At 44.2% G+C, this 20,425-nt stretch carries 12 protein-coding genes, 1 tRNA gene and 3 pseudogenes; 10 read left to right on the forward strand and 6 right to left on the reverse strand.

Translation table 11 applies throughout. The features are described from left to right. The first annotated feature begins 156 nt into the window (after positions 1–156). The 4 genes from KW548_23500 to vctC all read left to right on the forward strand — a co-directional run bounded on the left by KW548_23500 (position 157) and on the right by vctC (position 3,781). The gene (locus tag KW548_23500) at positions 157–1,068 is read left to right on the forward strand and encodes a siderophore ABC transporter substrate-binding protein (GenBank protein QXX08569.1); all 912 of its coding nucleotides are present in this window, start codon (positions 157–159) and stop codon (positions 1,066–1,068) included. A 71-nt stretch (positions 1,069–1,139) separates the two neighbouring features. Continuing rightward, positions 1,140–2,078, forward strand: coding sequence for an iron chelate uptake ABC transporter permease subunit VctD (gene vctD, locus KW548_23505; protein ID QXX08570.1), 939 nt, complete (start codon positions 1,140–1,142; stop codon positions 2,076–2,078). Then, the gene (vctG, locus tag KW548_23510) at positions 2,068–3,018 is read left to right on the forward strand and encodes an iron chelate uptake ABC transporter permease subunit VctG (GenBank protein QXX08571.1); all 951 of its coding nucleotides are present in this window, start codon (positions 2,068–2,070) and stop codon (positions 3,016–3,018) included. Before vctD ends, vctG begins: the two co-directional genes overlap by 11 nt. Before the next feature lie 7 nt (positions 3,019–3,025). Continuing rightward, positions 3,026–3,781, forward strand: coding sequence for an iron chelate ABC transporter ATP-binding protein VctC (vctC, locus tag KW548_23515; protein ID QXX08572.1), 756 nt, complete (start codon positions 3,026–3,028; stop codon positions 3,779–3,781). Between the two features lie 234 nt (positions 3,782–4,015). On the opposite strand, the gene KW548_23520 is transcribed toward vctC, so the two are convergent. The 4 genes and pseudogenes from KW548_23520 to KW548_23535 all read right to left on the reverse strand — a co-directional run bounded on the left by KW548_23520 (position 4,016) and on the right by KW548_23535 (position 9,704). After that, positions 4,016–4,204 (reverse strand): hypothetical protein, encoded by a 189-nt coding sequence (locus tag KW548_23520; protein QXX08573.1) that lies wholly within the window; start codon positions 4,202–4,204, stop codon positions 4,016–4,018. A gap of 39 nt (positions 4,205–4,243) precedes the next feature. After that, a pseudogene (locus KW548_23525) lies at positions 4,244–6,602 on the reverse strand (fatty acid cis/trans isomerase). A 194-nt stretch (positions 6,603–6,796) separates the two neighbouring features. Next, positions 6,797–8,409: pseudogene (locus KW548_23530) on the reverse strand (VRR-NUC domain-containing protein). Positions 8,410–8,471: 62 nt separating this feature from the next. Beyond that, positions 8,472–9,704 (reverse strand): OFA family MFS transporter, encoded by a 1,233-nt coding sequence (locus KW548_23535; protein QXX08574.1) that lies wholly within the window; start codon positions 9,702–9,704, stop codon positions 8,472–8,474. Positions 9,705–10,073: 369 nt separating this feature from the next. On the opposite strand from KW548_23535, the pseudogene KW548_23540 reads away from it, so the two are divergent. From KW548_23540 to KW548_23560, 5 genes and pseudogenes are all read left to right on the forward strand, one after another. Next, positions 10,074–12,073 (forward strand): annotated as a pseudogene (locus tag KW548_23540) (methyl-accepting chemotaxis protein). A 212-nt stretch (positions 12,074–12,285) separates the two neighbouring features. Then, positions 12,286–13,647: a sensor domain-containing diguanylate cyclase gene (locus KW548_23545; GenBank protein QXX09521.1), complete on the forward strand. Its 1,362-nt coding sequence runs from the start codon at positions 12,286–12,288 to the stop codon at positions 13,645–13,647. A gap of 186 nt (positions 13,648–13,833) precedes the next feature. Then, positions 13,834–15,252 (forward strand): sensor domain-containing diguanylate cyclase, encoded by a 1,419-nt coding sequence (locus KW548_23550; protein ID QXX08575.1) that lies wholly within the window; start codon positions 13,834–13,836, stop codon positions 15,250–15,252. A gap of 113 nt (positions 15,253–15,365) precedes the next feature. After that, a tRNA-Gly gene (locus KW548_23555) sits at positions 15,366–15,440 on the forward strand. Between the two features lie 294 nt (positions 15,441–15,734). Continuing rightward, the gene (locus tag KW548_23560; GenBank protein QXX08576.1) at positions 15,735–16,691 is read left to right on the forward strand and encodes a transposase; all 957 of its coding nucleotides are present in this window, start codon (positions 15,735–15,737) and stop codon (positions 16,689–16,691) included. Positions 16,692–16,803: 112 nt separating this feature from the next. Here KW548_23560 and KW548_23565 read toward each other — a convergent pair whose 3' ends face one another. Then, a complete protein-coding gene (locus tag KW548_23565; protein ID QXX08577.1) occupies positions 16,804–18,081 on the reverse strand; it encodes a hypothetical protein in 1,278 nt (425 codons plus the stop codon). Between the two features lie 721 nt (positions 18,082–18,802). On the opposite strand from KW548_23565, the gene KW548_23570 reads away from it, so the two are divergent. Further along, positions 18,803–19,078: a hypothetical protein gene (locus KW548_23570; GenBank protein ID QXX08578.1), complete on the forward strand. Its 276-nt coding sequence runs from the start codon at positions 18,803–18,805 to the stop codon at positions 19,076–19,078. Between the two features lie 221 nt (positions 19,079–19,299). Here KW548_23570 and KW548_23575 read toward each other — a convergent pair whose 3' ends face one another. After that, positions 19,300–20,262, reverse strand: a complete 963-nt coding sequence (locus tag KW548_23575; protein ID QXX08579.1) for a peptidoglycan DD-metalloendopeptidase family protein — start codon at positions 20,260–20,262, stop codon at positions 19,300–19,302. Between the last annotated feature and the right edge of the window lie 163 nt (positions 20,263–20,425).

A 20,425-nucleotide genomic window follows, 5' to 3' on the forward strand; every position in this document is an offset into this window, starting at 1 on the left:
TCTGGAGCACGCAAATACACCACCGATAACTACCTAACTTACAGAAAATATTATATTTTTCCTTTCCATAACAAATGTAAAAAACGTAAAGCACTGATGACATCCTCATAAACGTAAATGATAATAGCTTGCATTTGTGATTATGGAGTCCGAACAATGAAATTGTCTACCGTCGCGCTGACCGCAGGATTATTGGCATTCAACGTCAATGCTAAATTAGTGGAAATTGAACACGCACAAGGTGTGACCAAGTTAGAAACCAACCCTAAGAGGGTTGTGGTGATAGGCCTAGGCGCATTAGATACGGTGAAAGCGTTTAATGTCAAACCAGTTGCGATTTCGACTGTTAGCATGTTCCCCGATTATTTGTCCGAATACCGTGACTATGAATTCACTTCGGCGGGGAGTCTTCACGAACCCGATTTTGAAACTATTTATACGCAAAAGCCTGATCTGATCATCATAGGTACACGTGCGGCAGCAAAATACAAAGAGCTCTCTGAAATTGCACCCACCATTGTTTACGCTTCAGATGCCAGTAAAGGCTACTGGGAAAGCACCCAACAGCAATGGCGCAATCTTGGTAAAGTGTTTGAAAAGCAGGATTTTGTAGAGCAAAAAATTGAGCAGTTAGATAAAGAATTCAAATCGATTCAAGCCTCCAACAGCCAAAACGGCTTAGATGCACTCACTGTGATGAGCGCTGGCGGCAATATCACCACTTTCGGTGCGCAGTCACGTTTTTCTGCCATTTACAAAGATTTCGGTTTTCAAGAGTCGGTAAAAGGGATCAAAGAGAGCCGCCATGGCGACCTAGTCTCTTACGAGTTTATTCGCGAAACCGATCCCTCAGCTCTGTTAGTAATTGATAAGGATATCCTTATTAACAAAGGTAAAGGCAGTACAGTCAAACGTGATTTCGAAAATGAGTTGGTCAAAGCCACTCAAGCCTACCAAAACAAAAAAATGGCCTACCTAGACATCAATGCTTGGTATTTATCGATTTCAGGTATGCGCGCAACAGAGCAAATGATCGAAGACGTGAAAATCGCCTCTGGTATCAACTGATCCTCCTAACAAGATTTACGCCACCTCAAGCCAAAGTGGCTTGAGGTTTTTTTGCGTCGTAAGGGTTTACATTGAAAAAACTGTTATTGGCTCTAATACTCCTGAGCGGATGTTCAATTTTTGTTGGCGTTGGGCAACTGAATATCACTGGTTTAATTGCAGGTGATAGGGACAGTTGGCATTTGTTGCTTGCCAGTCGTATCCCTCGACTGGTCGCTGTGCTATTGGCAGGTGCAGGACTGAGCATTGCTGGCTTGATAATGCAGCAGATCAGCCAGAACAGATTTGCTTCGCCATCCACCTCTGGGACGATTGAATGTGCGATGCTGGGATATGTACTTAGCTTAGTGGTCTTTGGCAATGGTCAGCAATTGTGGTTGATTTTCACCGTTTCAATGTTGGGTACATTACTGTTTGTACAGTTCATTAACCGCATTCAGTTTAAGAATGCAGTGTTTGTCCCGCTTATTGGAATCATTTTTGGTAACGTGGTCGATTCGCTCGCGACATTTGTCGCCTACAAATACGATGCATTGCAAAACCTATCGAGTTGGACAGTGGCTAACTTTGCCAACCTGCTACAGGGCGATTACGAGCTGCTTTACATTGCGGTGCCAGTGGCCATTTTCAGCTATCTGTATGCGGCAAGGATTTCGGCGGTGGGGTTAGGGAAAGATTTCGCTGTCAACCTAGGTTTGAACTATCAACAAGTGCTGATTATCGGTATTTTGCTGGTCTCCGTGATGTCTGCTTCCGTGGTGATGATCGTAGGGATGTTACCTTTCCTTGGGCTGATTGTTCCTAACTTGGTCAGTCGATTTTATGGAGACAACCTGCGTCGCAACATTCCGCTTACTGCGATTATCGGTGCTCTGATCGTCCTTAGCTGTGACCTAGCAAGTCGATTGATTATCTTCCCCTATGAAATTCCAATTTCGACCATTATCAGTATTTTGGGCGGTAGTGTGTTTATCTACTTCATCTTAAAGGGACACAAACATGCAGGATAAGATGAAGCTGATAGGGCTAGTAGCCACTGCATTGCTGTTTTGCTTTTTGTTTATTGGAATCGGGTTAAATGCCGACAACTATCAGTACTTTCTTTCTCGGCGTGTGCCGAAAGTATTGGCAATGATTGTTGCTGGTCTCGCGATAGGACAGTCATCGTTGGCTTTTCAGACCATCACGCACAACCGAATTCTCACGCCGAGTATCATGGGTTTCGACTCGCTGTACATGTTTACTCAGGTACTGGTTGTGGTCATATTTGGCGGCTTAAGCAGTATCGCGATGAATGCGTATTTTAATTTCAGTGTGTCTGTTGTGGTTATGCTGGCTTTTTCCTTGTTGTTGTTCAGTTTCTACTTCAAAGGAGAAACACAGAACTTAATGGTCTTGTTGTTGCTAGGCGTGATATTAGGACAATTGTTTGGCAGCGTTTCCTCCTTCTTTATTATGTTGATGGATCCGAGTGACTTCGCGTCGGTACAAGCCAACATGTTTGCCAGTTTTAACAACATCAGCGTTGAACTTGTCTATTTGTGTACGCCACTGCTTTTGTTAATTAGTGCACTGTTGTACCGAATGAACCGTTTGCTGGATGTCTTCTGGTTAGATAAAGACAATGCCACTAGCCTTGGGGTTGATGTGAAACGAACGACGCTATGCGTTTTGCTATTGTCGGCCGCGCTGATCGCTATTTCGACTGCATTGGTGGGGCCGATTATGTTCTTTGGTCTTTTGGTGACTAACTTGACTCGTGAATGGTTCAATAGCTATCAACATAGAGTTTTGTTGCTGGGGGTCTCTCTACTTTCAGTTGTCGCTCTACTCAGTGGTCAGTGGATAGTAGAAAAAGTATTTGGTTTTTCTACGACACTCAGTGTGGTTATCAACTTTGTGGGCGGTATTTACTTCCTCACTATGTTGCTGCGTAACCGAATCATATAGAGGTTTTATGATTAAATTGCAGAATTTGACCAAGTGGTTTGGTCAATCAAAAGTCGTCTCTGATGCCAGTGCCGATTTTGAAAAGGGTAAGGTGACGTCAATCATTGGCCCGAATGGTGCAGGCAAAAGCACCTTACTTTCAATGGCTAGCCGACTGATCACTCAAGATGAAGGGCAAGTGTTCATCGACTGCAAATCTTTAACAGATTGGGATACCAAAGCGTTGGCGAAAAGGCTGGCGGTGCTGCGCCAAGCCAACAACATTACAATGCGATTTACCGTGAGGGAAATGGTGTCATTTGGTCGATTTCCATACAGTCAGGGTAAGCTCACGGACGACGATCAACAGGTGATCGAAACATCGATATCTTATCTCGATTTGTTGGACATCCAACATAAATATCTTGATGAGCTGAGTGGAGGTCAGCGACAACTGGCTTTTATTGCCATGGTGATGGCTCAAGATACAGATTATGTTTTTCTGGATGAACCTCTGAATAACCTCGATATCAAGCACTCATTACAAATTATGCGCAACGTTGGACGCCTCGCACATGAGATGAATAAAGCCGTCGTGGTCGTCATTCATGATATCAATTTTGCTGCGTGTTATTCGGACAATATTATCGCGCTTAAGAAGGGTAAAGTGGTGGCTCAGGGGACGGTTAATCAAGTGATCCAGTCAGACATATTAGAGAAGATCTACGAAACGCCGTTTAACATCATTGAAGTTGATGGTAAAAGGATGTGCACCTATTATTGAAACCAAAGCGCTGTCGACAAAACACTTATTCTCTAATAGGGACGTCAAACTGTGAGGGAACCCCTTTTATAGAGCCGTCAGTAGAAATAGAAAGTGGCAAGCCTACAGCCAAGTGATCAAAACCATGTGGTTTGAACACGGCTAACTGTTGCTTGGCTTTGGTAGCGGAAAGGATGATAAGTGTGACTTAGGTTAGATTGCAAAAGAAAGCCCTGCAAAGCAGGGCATTCGTCGTTAATACCAATCATCCTCGGGGAATAGTTTTCCCTCTGGTGCGTAGGGGTCATCATCGAAAGGTTGTGCGGCTTTGCCCCGCAAACTCTCTAATTGATGCTCAAGCATTTGTACCGTGTCGTAATCACCCTCTGAGCAAGCCACATAGATTTGTTGCTCAATAGCGCGAATGTTATCTCTAATATTCATGCCCACCTCCCGCGTTTGAAAACGCTCGGTTGAACAGTTCTACCTATTCTCAAAACGATTATAGTCAAGTAGCCCAAATTCGACAGGCTGATTTTCTTTGTACCAAGCGTGCACTTGATCGCTGAAAGGCCAGAATTTGTCTGAGCTTCGGCGGATTGCGAATCTATCCAATAACTTAACGTAATCGTTCTCCGAGCGAACATTGTTAATCATGTCGACGAGTTGAGAAATCTCGTTTTCATTTAAGGTCAAATACGCAGCTGGATAACTTCCGATCACTCCTCTCACTAAGGTGAAGTCATCATTTTGATAATCACGATTGGCTTCTTCATCAAACAAGCTGGAGACGTTGGTATGCGCATTATTGTGAAGTAGTGTGAACAGCTGACTGTCCCCGGAATCAGACTCAATCATTAGCATGATGATCTGAGGGAAGTAGCGTAATCCATGGCCTTTAATGCCATCAATGCTCTGCAACACGGCTTCATTCTCTGGTTTAAAGCCCGTTTGTTCGAGCGCGTATCGATTGCTCAGAACAGGAGAAAGTTGGGTTCGTAAAATATCGTACAGTTCGTGTTTGGGATCGCTGGTCTGATAAGGGACCTGAGTCGGTTGGTCAAACGGCTTCACATTGCGTTGCAAGAAGTCGCTCAACTGAGTACTTTGATTTTGGTACCAACTGGACTGTTCGATATGACGGACGTTTCTTGGTAAAAGAGCAACGAAGTTGCTTTCTCCTTCGAGTCTTAAAAAATCCATAAACATTCTCGTCATCAACTGATGACCAAAGTTGCCATAGACATCAAACCCTGCCACCAGCAAATAGTGTATGCGTTCAATCAAAGCGTAATCCAAGACCCAAGCTGTCTTGGGAGGTGAGCCGACTAATCCCTGAACGACCGATGCGCTATCAAAATGGCGGAAAACGGTTAAGGCGGCGTTTGGATTGGTTCCGTTACCTGACCATATGACATCGGTCGTTAAGTGCTTCCCTCCTTTAAACCAGTGATTAATAAAGTCCGACTTAGCTTCAAGGTATCGGGCTTGTTGGCGGGAATAAGACACCCAGCTTGTGATAGGTAAAGTGTTACTCTCCAACTCGCCGGGGAGTTTCAAATTGTCTGCTTGCGAGCGATAGAACTCGTTCACTTCGGGAATGTCTGATTTATCAGGATCAAGGAAGAAGACCCAAAAGCGATCGTTGATAACGTTCAGCGCAAGTTGACCCCGACAAACTGGTCCTTTTATGTAGGCGTTGATGGTGTTTTGTGCGTTGTCCAACATAAATTTGAAGCGAGATTTTACTGGTAGATCGATAAATGCAGTCATTGGATTTGCTGCGATTTCAGGCTCATACCCAGGGAGTTCAGCAACATCGTAAGCCGTGTCAACAAACCACTCTTGCCAATCAACCATCCGCTGACTATTAAGAGCGAAAGGCATATGAGTTTTGTCGACAATCGTCGCTTGCTCAGGAATTAGGCGGTAATAGACGCGGTCTACTTCTGGGTCATCGTAGGGTCTGCGCGTTACGATTCGTTTAACGGGCTCACCTGGTGGGGTTTGAGAACGAACAAGCGTGAAAAATCGTGGCGCGGTTTCATTGAGGTCTGAGAAGTACAGATGTGACAGGAATAGGTGCTCGTAAAGGTAACGCGCGGTGAGCTGCGCTTTGCGAGAACTTCTGTTGAAAAATAGCTCGTACTGGGTAACCAACGCACGTTGCTCTGCAGAGAGAGGAATGGGAGCGCTCATGAGTGCGCCACCTTGGAGCCAGTTGATCAGTGTAGAGTACTCGTTAGACGATAGGTTAGGCATACCATAGGGCATACCCCAGTTAGGGTGATCCTGAACGTAACTATCGTATTCTTCAACCGTCGGACAAATCTGTTGTCGATCAATCGAAAAATCAAACCCTTCAAGCTGAACTTGTTCTGGTTGAGGGTAGGCTTCTTTTTTGCATCAACAACTTAGCCATTAGGCCAGCTTCTATGTTGGCAGTTGGCGTTTGAACGCGTTCATTGAGCACAGGGTGAAAGCCGATTGAACGCCACTGCTCTGTCGTTTGTGCATCTTCGAAAAGCCGAGTGGGTGTCGCTGCGGTTAGACGTGTCCCTTCATAAACCCTTTCTTTGCTGGCACCTCGGTCAATACCAGCCACTGAAGACATTTTAAGTTGGCAAGGCGCATCGTAACAGGCGTGGCAAACCACGCATCGGTTATCGATAATGGGCTTGACGTCGTTTAGGAAAAAATCACTTGATGAAGTGCCGATATCAGCTTGTCTGTCCCTTGCTTGAGCATCGCCAAACAGTTGGTCGTAGTTGAGGCCTGCATAAGTCGCACAGCCAGCGAAGACAGTCACTAAGGAGAGAATCAAGAAAACGCGTATATTCATTTGAAAAATAACTGTATTGCCAAGGTTTGATAATTGCAGCAGACGGTGACAGAATTGGCAAATAAAACAATGTTCAAAATGTGAGAAACTGCTTAAAAGTCGATACAACACCATGACTTAGCGGCGGTTAATGTCAACCCATTGCCTTATAAGTGGCGAAGTTGGAGACATGTTTTACTAATGGTTCGTGTCGGTCATGCCGCAGTAACATAGCAGACTGAAAAGGGGACATTGAGTTTTTGAACTCGTAAATCCAACGCCACTGATTATCCTGAAGGCGATCGCCTGGACCTTTTACTTCCATCCACTCAAACTTTCCATTCTTGAACAGCACCAAATCTGGCAAGCCATTGCGATAACATTTAAGGTCTCGTAGCATGATTCGAAACAGTTGGCACAGCAAAGACCTCGGCATGTAGGTGGTCGCGTATTCCAGTAACTGGGGAGTGAAGATATTCCAAACAACAAATGGGTTGCTAATGCCCACTTTGTCTCGGTAGATTTGCCTAAGGTGTGAAAATCCATCCTTTTCAAGGCGCGCGAATACATTGTCGATAAGAATCTGACGTTTGAGCGCAAAGTCATGATGGTAGAGATCAAGAGGGCGATATTGATAGCGGTTTAGAAACGCCCCTTCTACTGGACTGAATATGACATCCCAAAAAGCCAACCCAAACAAGCCGTTGAGTAAAATGTTTTCTGAGTAAAATACCTCATAGCCATTTTGCTCAAAATGCGTTTTTACCATGAGTTCAACTCGCTGTTGCGATAAATCCAATGAGAGGTGATGTTCGGTAAAGACGGGCTTTTTCACTCTTTGAATTCGTTCTCCCTTTAAACGCTGCAAACGTTGGTATAGCTTATTGCCCACCTCTAGCTCTGCAATATTATGCGGTGTATCCAATATGGATGTGACAACGTCACTCATTTCGCCAATCTTGTTTTGCTTATCAAAGATCCTAGCCCGTCTTTCTCGTGAAGGAGGTAATGACGTCTGCTCAAACCAGTGAATAGCCAGATCAAACTCGTCTCGACGTTCCAAATCTCGAGCGATGTCGTTGATAAGATGCTGACGTTTACGTTCTATGTAGTGGTGTTGTATAGGAACGGCGAGTTGCTCAAGGTGATTAATCAGCGTGTCAACACACTGCCGATCGCCATCTTGGTAGCTTTTTTGTGTTTGCGACAGGGCGAGGAGTTTATCCAGTTGATTGCGTGACGAAAAGAATCGCCGCTCATGGCTAAGTGGATAGTGCTCAAATTGATGTAATCCCAGTTCGTCGAGTACGAATTGGCTGAGATCTTGGTGAGTATTGGCAAAAAAGAGCGCCAACAACACATCAATCACTTGTGGCGATTCTAGCTTAATAATCAAAAAGCCCAGTGCGCCATATTGAGAGAAAAAATCAGGGGCTAACGCCTTTATGATTACTTCCTTCTTGGCTTGTTTATTGGTAATAGAAAACAGCTCGATCACTTCTGGCTTTGTCAGTAGGTGAGTAGCCAATGTAGAGTTCGATATGTCGGGGTTGAGAGCGATAAATTTCGACATCTCAAGTTCATTGAGCGATGCTTGAACATCGTCAATTTCCTCATACTTGAGTTTGTCGCTTCGAAACCATTCCCCTTTGCGTGAAAGCAGTCTGACCATCAAGCACTGAGCCTGAGTTGATAGGTGGTCGAAGTCTTCCAGCCACTGCATCTCTGCGCCAGAGAGTAAATCAGGATACATGTCGAGCGCGTGATGAATCAGCGTTAAAAAGTTACTTAGGTAGTAATTTGAGGGCAATACAATAGGTTCAGGCATGATGGATGGCGACAAAAAAGGCTTAACCACAAGGTTAAGCCTTTCAGAGAAGTTTGCAATCGTTAAGCGTTCTTAAGCTTGGCAACCTTGGCTTCGGTAATGGGTTTAGTGATAAACGCCAGTACAATACATACCGCCATCATGATGGCTGAAACCGTATAAGCTAAGCCGTAGCCTTCGCCATTGGTCATTGAGAAACCGACTACAGCGGCACCGATTGCACCACCAATACCCCAAGCGGTGTAAAGGACACCGTAGTTAGTGCCGTAGTTCTTAAGGCCATAGAACTCCGCAGTAAGCGTTGGGAAAACCGCAAGTAAAGTGCCGTAGCCAACAGCGGCGATAGCAGTACCGATGATTAGGGTCAACTCAGTGTTAAAGGTGGCGAACAGAACCATATTGATACCCTGCAACACAAAAGCAAGCAGAAGGGTACGAACGCCACCAATCTTGTCGGCAAGCATACCGGCAGCAACACGACCGCCCGAATTAAACACGGCTAAGATAGAAGCAAGATAGACAGCGTTTGGCAAGTTTGCTTGCACACTCGCAATGGTTGTGATGTTGCCGATGATCATAAGACCAACTGAGGCGGCAAAAGCATACATAATCCACAGTGAATAAAACTGAGGTGTTTTAAGCATGGATTTCCAGGTCAGATCTTCGGTTTTCTTGACCGCTTTAGGTGCCTGTCCCGCTTTTAGTCGAGGCTCAGCAGGCGTGTAACCCGTTGGTGGATTGTTAATGGTCGCCGCAAGAGGAACCGCAATCGCCAATACGCCAGCACCAAGAATCATAAAACTGGTCTGGATGCCCATGCTCTCGATCAATGCAGAAGTGACAGGTGCAAGATAAATCGCGGCAAGGCCAAAACCCGCTGCAATCAAACCGTTTACCATCCCTTTCTTCGAGGAATGGAACCATTTCATTGCTGATGGCGATAGACAAGCGTAGCCGAAACCAATACCTGCACCGGTAATAACGCCAAAGGTCAGGTTCAGCATGAGTGGCGTAGTGGCAAAGCCAGAAGCAATCATGCCAAGGCCTGTTAGAGTTGTACCGAGAATTAGTATCTTACGTGGCCCCATACGATCCTGAAGGATACCTGCAACAAGAAGACAAACAGAGAAAGTGATGGTTGCAATTGCGTAAGGGGAAGATGCTTCAGCTGCGCTCCAGCCTGATTCAGTCACAAGGGCTTTGTTAAACACGCTCCAAGCATACAGGATGCCAAGACAAAGGTTGATACAGAATCCCGCCAGCAGGATACGTGTAGCTTTATCAATCTTGCTCATTTTTCTTCTCAATTTCACCTCTGATTAGAGAGGTTAGGTTAACAGTCGATTTCTTCAAATTAAGTTTGCGTTTATCAACGCAAATCGTAATGGGCGCGAATTATAACCAATCTATATGTGATTGGAATCTCTTTTTGTGGCTAATTTAAAATTAATTTTATCTGTTAATGTTATGTATTTATTGTTGTTTTTACGTGTCTTTTTTGTGGTGTTAGGCAACAAGTAATACTTGATGTGAGCGCTTTACAAAGGGAGGAATGCAATGGATTAAACCCATCATTCAAAAGTGAATAAAAAGAGTTAACTTATATTTAACAATAAAAGTCAAAACGCTATAGTTAGTAGGTTATTTAATCAGGAGTTATTAGGATGAAACTCACGATATCAGGGAAGTTACAGCTGAGTTTTCTGTCGCTTGCAGTACTTTTTATCGTTGCCGCACTATTTATATTTCGCAGTGTTAACACTGTAGAAGAGCATACCAAATCATTGTTAGAGTCTGATCTGCCGACGGTTGATACCGGTCGCTCATTACAGCAGTCACTTCAGGCGACCGTCTCTACCCTTAGGGCTTATATGCTGTTAGGGAGTGATGAGGTTATTGGTGCTAGCCAACTTGAGCAACTGAATCGCGTTATTACATCAACCGATGAAGCATTGCCCAAATTGGAAAGCTTGTTGGACCAATCTTCCTATCAACAAGTGTTGAGCCAATGGGAGGTGGTCAAACGACTGGTCAATGAGATCTCTGAAACCAGTCACTCCGATGAGAACCTTCCTGCCCATTCCTTGTTTATTAACGAAGCCGCGCCAATTGCCGAAGTGGCGCTGGACCAGCTTCAAGGTCTTATCAATGATGAAGCCAGCAACAAAGAGGGGGCGAGAGAAAGCGCTTATTCCGCCTATATGCAGACAGTTATACCTCGCTTGCCAATGCGCTCTCTTCGATGCGTGATTTTCTTCTTTACGGCAAACAGGAGCATCTGAGCAAGTATCAGGATTTTCTAAAATCTCACGCTAAGTATGTGACAGAAATAGATTCTAAAGTCAGCCTGATGAGCGACAGCGATCAAGGCTTATGGGATCTGTTTAAAGAGATGCAGCAACTCTATTTCCCTCTTGCCGATCAGGTTGTTGAGCTAAGAACCGCGAGTAGCTGGAACCTAGTGAATGAAAAAATGGCCAAAGATCTAGTTCCTGCGGTAAGTGAACTCAATGCCAGCTTAGAAACCCTAATTCAACGTCAACAACAGCAAGCGGATCTCAGCGGGCAAGGAATTTTTAGCTCTTTAACCAGTGTAATCTCATTACTCATTGCTTCTTCGGTCATTTTTCTTTTGGCGTCACTGACGGTTTCCACTTACATGGGCAGAAATATAGGTCGGCGGATCCAAGTTGTCTCAAAGCGTGCTCAACTTATTGCCGCTGGTGATGTCTCTCAGCCAGCACTCAGCGTAGAAGGCAGTGATGAGTTATCTAGTTTGACCAAGTCAATCAACAAAATGAATGTGGCATTGTTGGATATTGTGCGCGGTGTTAGCATGAAAGCGCGCACCGTGGGTGACAGTATGACCTCATTACTTGAGGCGAACGTGAATACCTCGAACAAAGTCGATAGCCAAATGTCGACCATGACACTAGTCGGCCAGCAACTTTCTGAAGTGAGTTTGTCGGCGGATGAAACAGCAAACCAAGCCAAGCTTTCTGCGAGTAACCTACAAGAATCGAAAAGCCAAATTGAAACGGGTTCACAAGCGTTAGAGCAGAACATGCAGACGGTCACCTCCCTGCATCGGACGATTGAAAGTGCAAGCCAGCAGGTCACTGAACTGAGCAAAGAAAGTGAAGCCATTGGTCGTGTCACGGAAGTGATTGAAGGCTTAGCCGAACAAACCAATTTACTTGCATTGAATGCGGCGATTGAGGCAGCAAGAGCGGGTGAATATGGCCGAGGTTTTGCTGTGGTGGCCGATGAAGTGAGACTTCTAGCGACAAGAACTACTGAATCCACAACCGAAATCAACAACATCGTTCATGCTATCCAAACCTCGACAGCGGGTGTCGTGTCTGAAATTGACAAGAGTAAAATCCTGGCTGAAGAGGGTGCAAATCACACCAAGCAAGCGCACGGAACATTGAGCGCGACGACTGAACAGATTGAAAGCCTTGACTCACAGATGAAAGAGCTACTGCATTCTGCAGAAAGCCAATCTGTGGCCACTCAGGAGATTCATGGTTTGATGTCTGAAGTGACAAGTCGCGTCGAAGAAGTGGCTGATATATCCAATTCATCCTCTCAGGTTTCTCAGCAAGTTCGTCAACAGGTAGAGGCGTTGAATGAAGAGATGAGGCATTTTAGGACAGAATAAATATCAGTGCAGCATTCCTTATTAATATAAAAGTAAATATGTGCGAGACGCTTCAAAGTTAAATTTTCAAAATCTGCAGATGTGAGACAGATAATCTATACATAATCTCAATGCAATGAAATGTATAGCAATAGAGCTCAAGCAGCCTAGGTTGTTTGAGCTCATTTTATTCTTTGAGGTTAGTTGTGTTACGTGTGTTTGCTGCATGGTGTATGTTGATTTTCTTGACAAATTTCGCCAATGGATCCGAAAAACAGACTCTGATAGTCACCAACTCCAAAGCTTGGAAGCCCTTCTCTTATATCGATGAAGATGGTAAAGCTGCAGGCATATTAGTCGACTACTGGAATGAATATGGTCTAAAGAATCACAAGAACATCGAGTTCTTGTTGCTGGACTGGAATGATTCAATTCTAGCGGTTCGATCTGGCAGGGCTGATGTGCATTCTGGCTTGCTTTGGTCTGCAACCCGTGAAGCCTTCCTTGATTACAATGCGTCTATCATGCCCATTGATACACAGCTTTACATCAGCAGTCGACTGATCGGCATGGACGTCAACTCATTTTTACTCGGAAATCATCATCACCTCACTGGGGTAATAAAAGGTGCTTATGAAGAAGAGTTTACTCGCCTTCATTTCCCATCCCTTCAAATTGTGGCTTATCGCAATAATGAGGAGATGATAGAAGCCGCCTTCGCCGGTGAAATTGAGGCATTTGTGGCGGATCTGCAAGTTGCCAACTTCTACCTCCACACCGCCGACCGACAAAATACATTTATTGGGATAAAGCACCTGTATTCTGGCTATTTAAGGCCAGCGGTTGCGGAAGGTAACGACGACCTAAACTATCAACTATCACAAGGGCTAAACCAGATCAGCAATGAAGAGAAGAAGCGTATTTTTGGCCGTTGGATGTATATCAATACTGTGTATCCTGATTACCTCTGGCCATTGGCCGCAGTGGCCATATTACTGACAGTGGTGGCTTACATCGTTAGCCTACGTTTTTCTGTTAACGCCAAAACACGCGAGCTCGCCAAAGCAAACAAGGAACTGAGGGTGCTCTCTGAGACTGATCCATTAACCCAACTGAGTAATCGCCGACATTTCGTAGAAGAATTTCAGCAAAGGCTTGTCGTTCCCGAATCGCTCGCCGTTATGATTTTTGATATCGATGACTTTAAAATTATCAATGACAACTTCGGGCACCAGGTTGGAGACAGGGTCATACAGCAGGTGGCTGAAGCAGTCAGAACCGTGATTAAGAACGAGCACCTTTTTGGACGTATAGGAGGCGAAGAGTTTGCGTTGGTTGTTAGTGGGCATTCGTTAGGTCAAATCACCACAATTGCTCATAAAGTTTGTTATTCAGTCAGAAGTGTCGCTATTGAAGACAAGGCGATTACGGTCAGCTTAGGTTGCGCTTACTATCCCTTAACGTCATTCAACATTACACTGTCTGATGCTGATCAGTTAATGTATCGAGCGAAAGCGCTGGGCAAAGATAGAGCGGTGATCCAACAAATCAACGTGCAGGGCAACATAGAACAAAAAGTCGTCAATTGCGATTGAGTTTAGATATAGCGGCGCGTCCCAATGTGCAGAACGCGTATTATCGGTTCCTTGGTGCATATTTTGCGTTCAGTACGATGTAGTTCAATAGACAGCTAAGACACCATAGCGATCAAACTCGTCCCTTACGTGCGTTTTTTAGTCTATTACTTATATTATGTTATTTGTAATTAAGTGATGAGTGTGATGGGACATCAAGGGATTGCAGACAAAAAGACGCCAGTTGCACCGTGGCGTCTTTTTGCTTTTACGCTGCTTACGACATTATTTTCAAGCTCTCCAATCATTGCTAGCACAGCGGATGCAGAACAACAAACACTCAAGGTTGCTAACTCAAAAGCGTGGAAACCCTTTTCTTACATCAACAATGACGGTGAGCCAGACGGCATTCTCATTGATTTATGGCGTGAATACGGTAAAAGAAATCAAATAAAGATTGAGTTTGTTTTGATGGATTGGAATGAGTCGCTACAAGCGGTGAAGAGCAACCAAGCTGATGTGCATGCGGGACTGCTATGGTCGGAGCCACGTGAGCAATTCCTCGACTTTGGCGATGCCCTGATCAATATAGAAACTCAGCTCTATTATAGCCAGTCCTTGGTTGGCTCTGGCATCGATGAGCTCCTTGACGGTGAAGTGGAGCGCTACGTGGGAGTGGTGAAAGGTGGTTATGAAGAATACTACACACGTAAGGAGTTTCCGAACGCCAACCTCAAAGTCTACTCTAACAACCAAAGACTTATAAACGCAGCGTTTAAGGGAGAAATATCCGCATTTGTCGCTGACTTACAAGTCGCTAATTTCTACCTCTATTCCTCAGGCGATCCAATGAGTTTTGTACCTGTGAAGTATTTATACTCCGGTGATCTATATCCAGCCGTGGCAGAAGGTAACCTAGCCATGCTTGATAAAGTAAATCTTGGGTTTAAAAAAGTCGGTAAACCGACGCGCGAAACGATTTTACATAAATGGATGCACATCGAAACGGTGTACCCTCAATACTTCTTCGCTACTGTAGTTGGGGTCAGTGGTTTTGTTGTGCTGATGTATATCATTATGCTTAAACGAACCGTTAGATCCAGAACAAGAGCGTTAGAGCTGGCTAACGAGCAACTCACCGTACTGTCTACAACAGACGAGTTGACTGGAATAAAAAACCGTCGCAGCTTTATGGAGGCCATTCGTCAATTAGACACGAAAAGTCACTCGTTAACGGTCATGGTTTTTGATATCGATAACTTTAAATCAGTGAATGACAATTGGGGCCACGCGATAGGGGACGAAGTCATTAGAGAAGTAGCACAAAGCATAGAATCCATATTAACGCCGACCATGCTATTTGGCAGAATCGGTGGTGAAGAGTTCGCACTGGTCGCGAGAGAGCTGAGTCAAGAAGCTGCGCTAGAGTTAGCACAAAATATTTGTGTCAAAGTCTCAGCCACTAAAATACAGATTGAGTGTGATAGGCATATCTCAGTGAGCGTTGGGTGTGCATTTTATCCACATGGAAGTGAAAAAGTCGATTTAGCCGCTGCAGATAAACTGATGTACAAAGCCAAACAACAAGGAAAAAATAGAGCAGTAATTGAGCTTATCGATCACTGAGCGAAGGTAATTTCAACGATTTGTCCAATCCTTGCGCACTTGAGCGCAAACTATGTAGAAATTACTTTTCTTTTCAGTCAGATGTGGCATATTGAACGGGTCTTCACGATGATGCGTGCATCGTATAATGGCTATTACCTCAGCCTTCCAAGCTGATGATGCGGGTTCGATTCCCGCTGCACGCTCCAATTCCTAGCGTCATATTACAATTCTCCATCCCTATTTAAATCCCTAGTACTTTCAAGCCCCGATCCTGCTGAATTCCTATGCCTCTCCTTAGAAAGGGACAGACACCCTAAAAAAATAGCTAAAAAATAGAAAAAATAGAAAATAGCGGGACAGTCACCCTAAGAAATACCTTTCGATTACCAATAAACTAGTCAATTACATCAAAAAACTAGGGTCCTCGTGAAATAGAGAAAGTGGGCTTTTCTAGAAAAACTGTGTGAACTAAAGTCAGCGTATCACGAATAGGAGGACGCATGACCATCGCACGCAGCCAACAAATTAGTTTAGAAGCCACACCGTATTATCATTGTGTTTCGCGCTGTGTACGGCGCTCATTTCTTTGTGGCTATGATGCGATTACCCAAACCAACTACGAACACCGAAGAGGGTGGGTTGAAGCGCGTATAAATACGGTCGCCAAGGTGTTTTGCATTGATGTATGCGCCTACGCGGTGATGAGTAATCATTATCATGTTGTCTTGCATATAAACCGTCGTAAAGCACAAGCGCTAACGGATCAACAGGTCATTGAACGTTGGACATCCTTTCATATAGCACCCGCAATGGTCCAAAGAAAATTACGGGGTGACAAACTAACCAAGCCAGAGCAGCACGTCTACCAAGGCATCATTGATACGTGGCGCGAACGATTGTATTCCGTTAGTTGGTTTATGCGCCTGATCAATCAGTTTGTTTCGAATGAAGCCAATAAAGAAGACAACTGCACGGGGCACTTTTGGGAAGGGCGGTTTAAAAGCCAGGCGCTGCTTGATGAGAAAGCGCTCGCTGCCGCCATGGCGTACGTAGACCTCAACCCAGTGCGAGCGGGAATCGCCGATACGCCAGAACATTCTGAATATACCTCGCTTCAGTTACGCATTAAATCGGTGCGCAACAATCAAGCCTCGCCACCAAACTTGTTCCCTTTTTCCGGGTATCCACGACAAGGAAGGCCCGAAGGGTTACCCTTTAGGCTCATAGATTACTTAGAGTTGGTGGATTGGACTAGCCGTCATCTTCGTAAAGATAAGCAATGGGTGACTCCTGAATCCATTCCTCCCATACTTAGCCGACTTGGTTTCGAAAGCCACATTTGGTTTAACACGTGTTTTAACATCGAACGCGGCACCATTGTTGGAAGCGCACAGAGCGTCAATAGCGCGTTGCCAAAATTACAACGTCGACGAGTGGCAGGGTTAATTATTCCTTAGTTATCGCTAATGGTTTCCAATGAATAAACTAAAACTGGTTTGAGGCATGGGGGATGAGAAAGGCTCAGGTATTTAGTGAACCCGCCCCTTTAGGGCGGGTGATTTGCGTTGATCAGTTACTCTGGCTTGCTCGTTTGGATTCTTGGTAGGACTTCTTAAAAGGCTTGTAATCTGGGCCTAGACAAATCTTTGCCAACCGGATAGAACGACGCAGCCTCTGGTATCGAGATAAGAGGATAGTCCCCCCTAGTAGCACCCAACCGACAGACATAAGCAGAACCAACAATGGAACTCCAATGAGGTCAAAAACTAGCGCAAAAGACCAATATCCCCAGAAAGTTTCGATAATTAGGCAAAGAGGAGTAAGGCCTAATATTAAGGTACAGACAGGTTCATCCCAACACATAAATGGAGCATCCCAATATTCTTTCTCAGCTGAATAGTGGTTTTCAATTAACACAAGAGCAGGGCTGCACTCCTTTTTACTTAGCCAGTGACTTCCCACAAAGGCAAAATCCACTGTTTCACCCGGTTTGAGCGTGGTGTTTGGGTGCAAAGAAGGCAAGCGAAAGCGCAAATTGGGGTCTTCAGGGGGAGTGTTAGCTTCACCGCTAAACCAAACCTGCTTGCCATCACACCCTGCGACAGTTCCTTGTGCCAAAGTGACGATGTGTTCTGAGCAATAGCCGCCGGGTCTACCTATTTTCAAATGAGGCCATTGATGAGTAAGCAAACGCGGAAGGTAATATAGGCCAATAGCTAGGGGCACTAGGGCAGCAAAAAAATCAAAATCGCTATAGAAGGGGTACAACTGAAAAGAAAAAACGAGAGTGAGACCCAGTAGGAGTATGATTATGACATGATCGGTCGCTTTTTCCTCAAATTTAAGTTGGAGGGTTTCATCAGGAGTCAATGCCCGTCGGCCTTTTACCTCTATATTGAGCGCCGAGACCTCGTCACTTGGCATGGCGAAGCTCGCTTCCCACTGTAATTGATACAGCTCTGTTAGTGCTTCACCATTTAAACTCATCAGGTAGGCGGTATTGTTATCGACTAGGATTTCTGCTTGGTTGTCATCGTCAGAAACAGCCTTCTCACGTTTTAAATGTGGATGATGAGCTTTGACATAGTAAACATCATCAGAATCTATTCTGTAGTATGTTGAACCAGCGTGTCTAAATTTGCCTTTTACTTGATAAACAGAACCAAGTCCAAAGGAACGTTTGTAAACAATATTCAGAGTTTGCTGTTCTTGGGTGGTCGCCATTCTGTGCGGAGGCTTTCTAGCGAGTTTCTTCGACGTTGAGCGCCATAGAATCAAGTTCATAAAACTAGTGGCAAAGAAGAAAGCGATGAGCCCCATAACCACAGTAATAATAAACTCGTTCATAGCTGCTCTCGCTGTCGGTATTGCGCTAACGCTCGATGTTTTATATTCACATTTGCCTCTTTGTTTTATGATTGTCAGTTTTCTGTTTAAAGCGACAGGAAAACGATATTCTTAGTATGTTTCTATCTCTGAAGAAATAAATCGATTTAAGCTTTATCTATACGTCAAGATGTTCACTCACGAACAAGTGATTTGATATATCACCTCAGAAATAAGCGAATAAACCCTAATGCTAGAGTTCCTACTGAGAAACGATGTCTGAATTTTTAAATGCCAAATTCTAGCTATGATATCTATACTTTTCAATGATTAACTGATTAGAAATAGAGGGACAGACACCCTAAAGAAACTCCCAGAACTTAATCATTAATACAATCAATAAGTGGCTCGATTTGAAGATAGTAAAATGGGTTAGGTACTATTTTAAATGGTCAAAACCATCCAAAGAGAGCTAATGAAAGTAGGAATGGTTAAAAGGACAGGCACATTAAACATACATTAAACATAAGCACTTTAAATGCTCGAAGAAACATAGTTACAGTAAAACTATTGAAGGGACAGGCACTCTTAAAAGCACAATCGGGGTCGGTTATGAGCGGAAGCTATGTGAAAAGCGTAGATTGCACCAAGTTTAATCGAGCTTTTCCGATTAGTTTTATCGAGCGAGATAAGACTAATAGGGATGGAACCGCTATATTGACCTAATTTGGGAGAGCAAATCATGTCTAAAGATAAGACTAAAGAAAATGTCGATATTGCTGATAAATCACTAGCTCAGCAGGGAGCTTTAAACGTTGAAGATGCAGAGAATTCGTATCGCGATATGAATACGCTTTTGGAGCAGGCCAGTGGAGTTGCTCTAGCCAACTTTATAGAGACTGGTGACGCCTCTTATCTAGCTGCATTGGATAAGATAAATGCTCAGTCAAAAGCGTTAAAAGAGAACTTCATCGACCTCTATTCAAATGTAAATCAAAAACGAAAAGAGACGGAATGACAGCAGAAATAGTTAAAAGGACAGGCACTTCGAACACTTTGAACAGAAAAAACAGAGTTAATGGGACAGTCACTTTAAAAACCCGAGACACTAACGGGACAGTCACCCTAAAATCTCTGCCCAACACTGGGCTAGTCTGGGCCCCATCAAACCCAGACAGACCTTGTTGTTCTGCGAAGGATACACCTTATACCCAATCATTTAGAGTCGCTAAACCGCAGTTAATTGAGCTGCTGACTTAACTGCAGGTAGGCGTTCTGAGCATCTTGATACTTGGATGACACCAGTTGCACCGCAACTTTTTCGGCAAATGCGCGTTTTTTCTCAAAGTCGATCGGCCGTCCATTCTTCCAAAGTTCAAAATGCAGGTGAGCACCAGTCGTTCGCCCTGTATTACCACTCACACCCACGGTTTCCCCTTGTAAGACAATGTCGCCTTTTCTTACATAACGTTTAGAGAGGTGCAGATAGCGTGTTTTCAGTCCGCCAGGGTGTTGAATCACCAAATAGTTTCCCGCAATCGGATGGTATCGAGAGGCGATAACTTCACCGGAAGAGATACTCACCACTGGTGTGCCTACAGGTACGGCGTAATCCGTTCCAAGATGGGGAGCCATGGTGCGAGTCACTGGGTGTAAGCGAGAATGGCTGAATTGCGAGCTGATCCTGAACTGGCGAGAGACAGGAGACAGGAGCAACTTATCTTTATAAAAGCGCTTTCCATCGGTACTAAACAAAGATCCTGTTTTGGTACTGTAGACATAATACGCATGTGATTTGTCGCGATATAAGAATGCGACAAGTTGGTCGTTTTCATCAAGCTTGAAAGCAAACTGTCCAGAGCCAGAAACGGAGTTAATAAAGTCGAACTTACCTGCCGACAGGGAGGTGAGATCTTGAATCGTGTTTGGGGCAATACCTAAACCTAACGCAGTGCCATAAAAAGAGTAGCCGACATGGCTGCTAATAAACTTATCTTTTTTTACGGGGCTCTTTGGTGTTCTTGTGTCGTTTTGAATAGTGTTATTGACTTTATTGGTGTGCACATTGTTGGTTTGGCTAGTCGGAACGTCACTTAGTGGAGATATTTCGACTAACAAGCATAGGCTTAATGGAATAAGCGCCAGATACCAGAAAGACAAATAGTCTCGATAAGTTTTTTGAGGGACAGACGTTGAATGCATTTTAATAGTTATTTGAGATTTTCGGCTAATGATAGGGTTTTAAACAATAAAATCCATATAAAAAATCAATGGATACGAGTCATAATTAGTCGCTTTGAAGGCTTATATATACTTTATGCCATTAACCAGCGCCGATAAATAATTAAAAGCGTTTTATTGCTAG

This window comes from Vibrio neptunius (genome assembly GCA_019339365.1).
GTDB lineage: Bacteria > Pseudomonadota > Gammaproteobacteria > Enterobacterales > Vibrionaceae > Vibrio > Vibrio neptunius.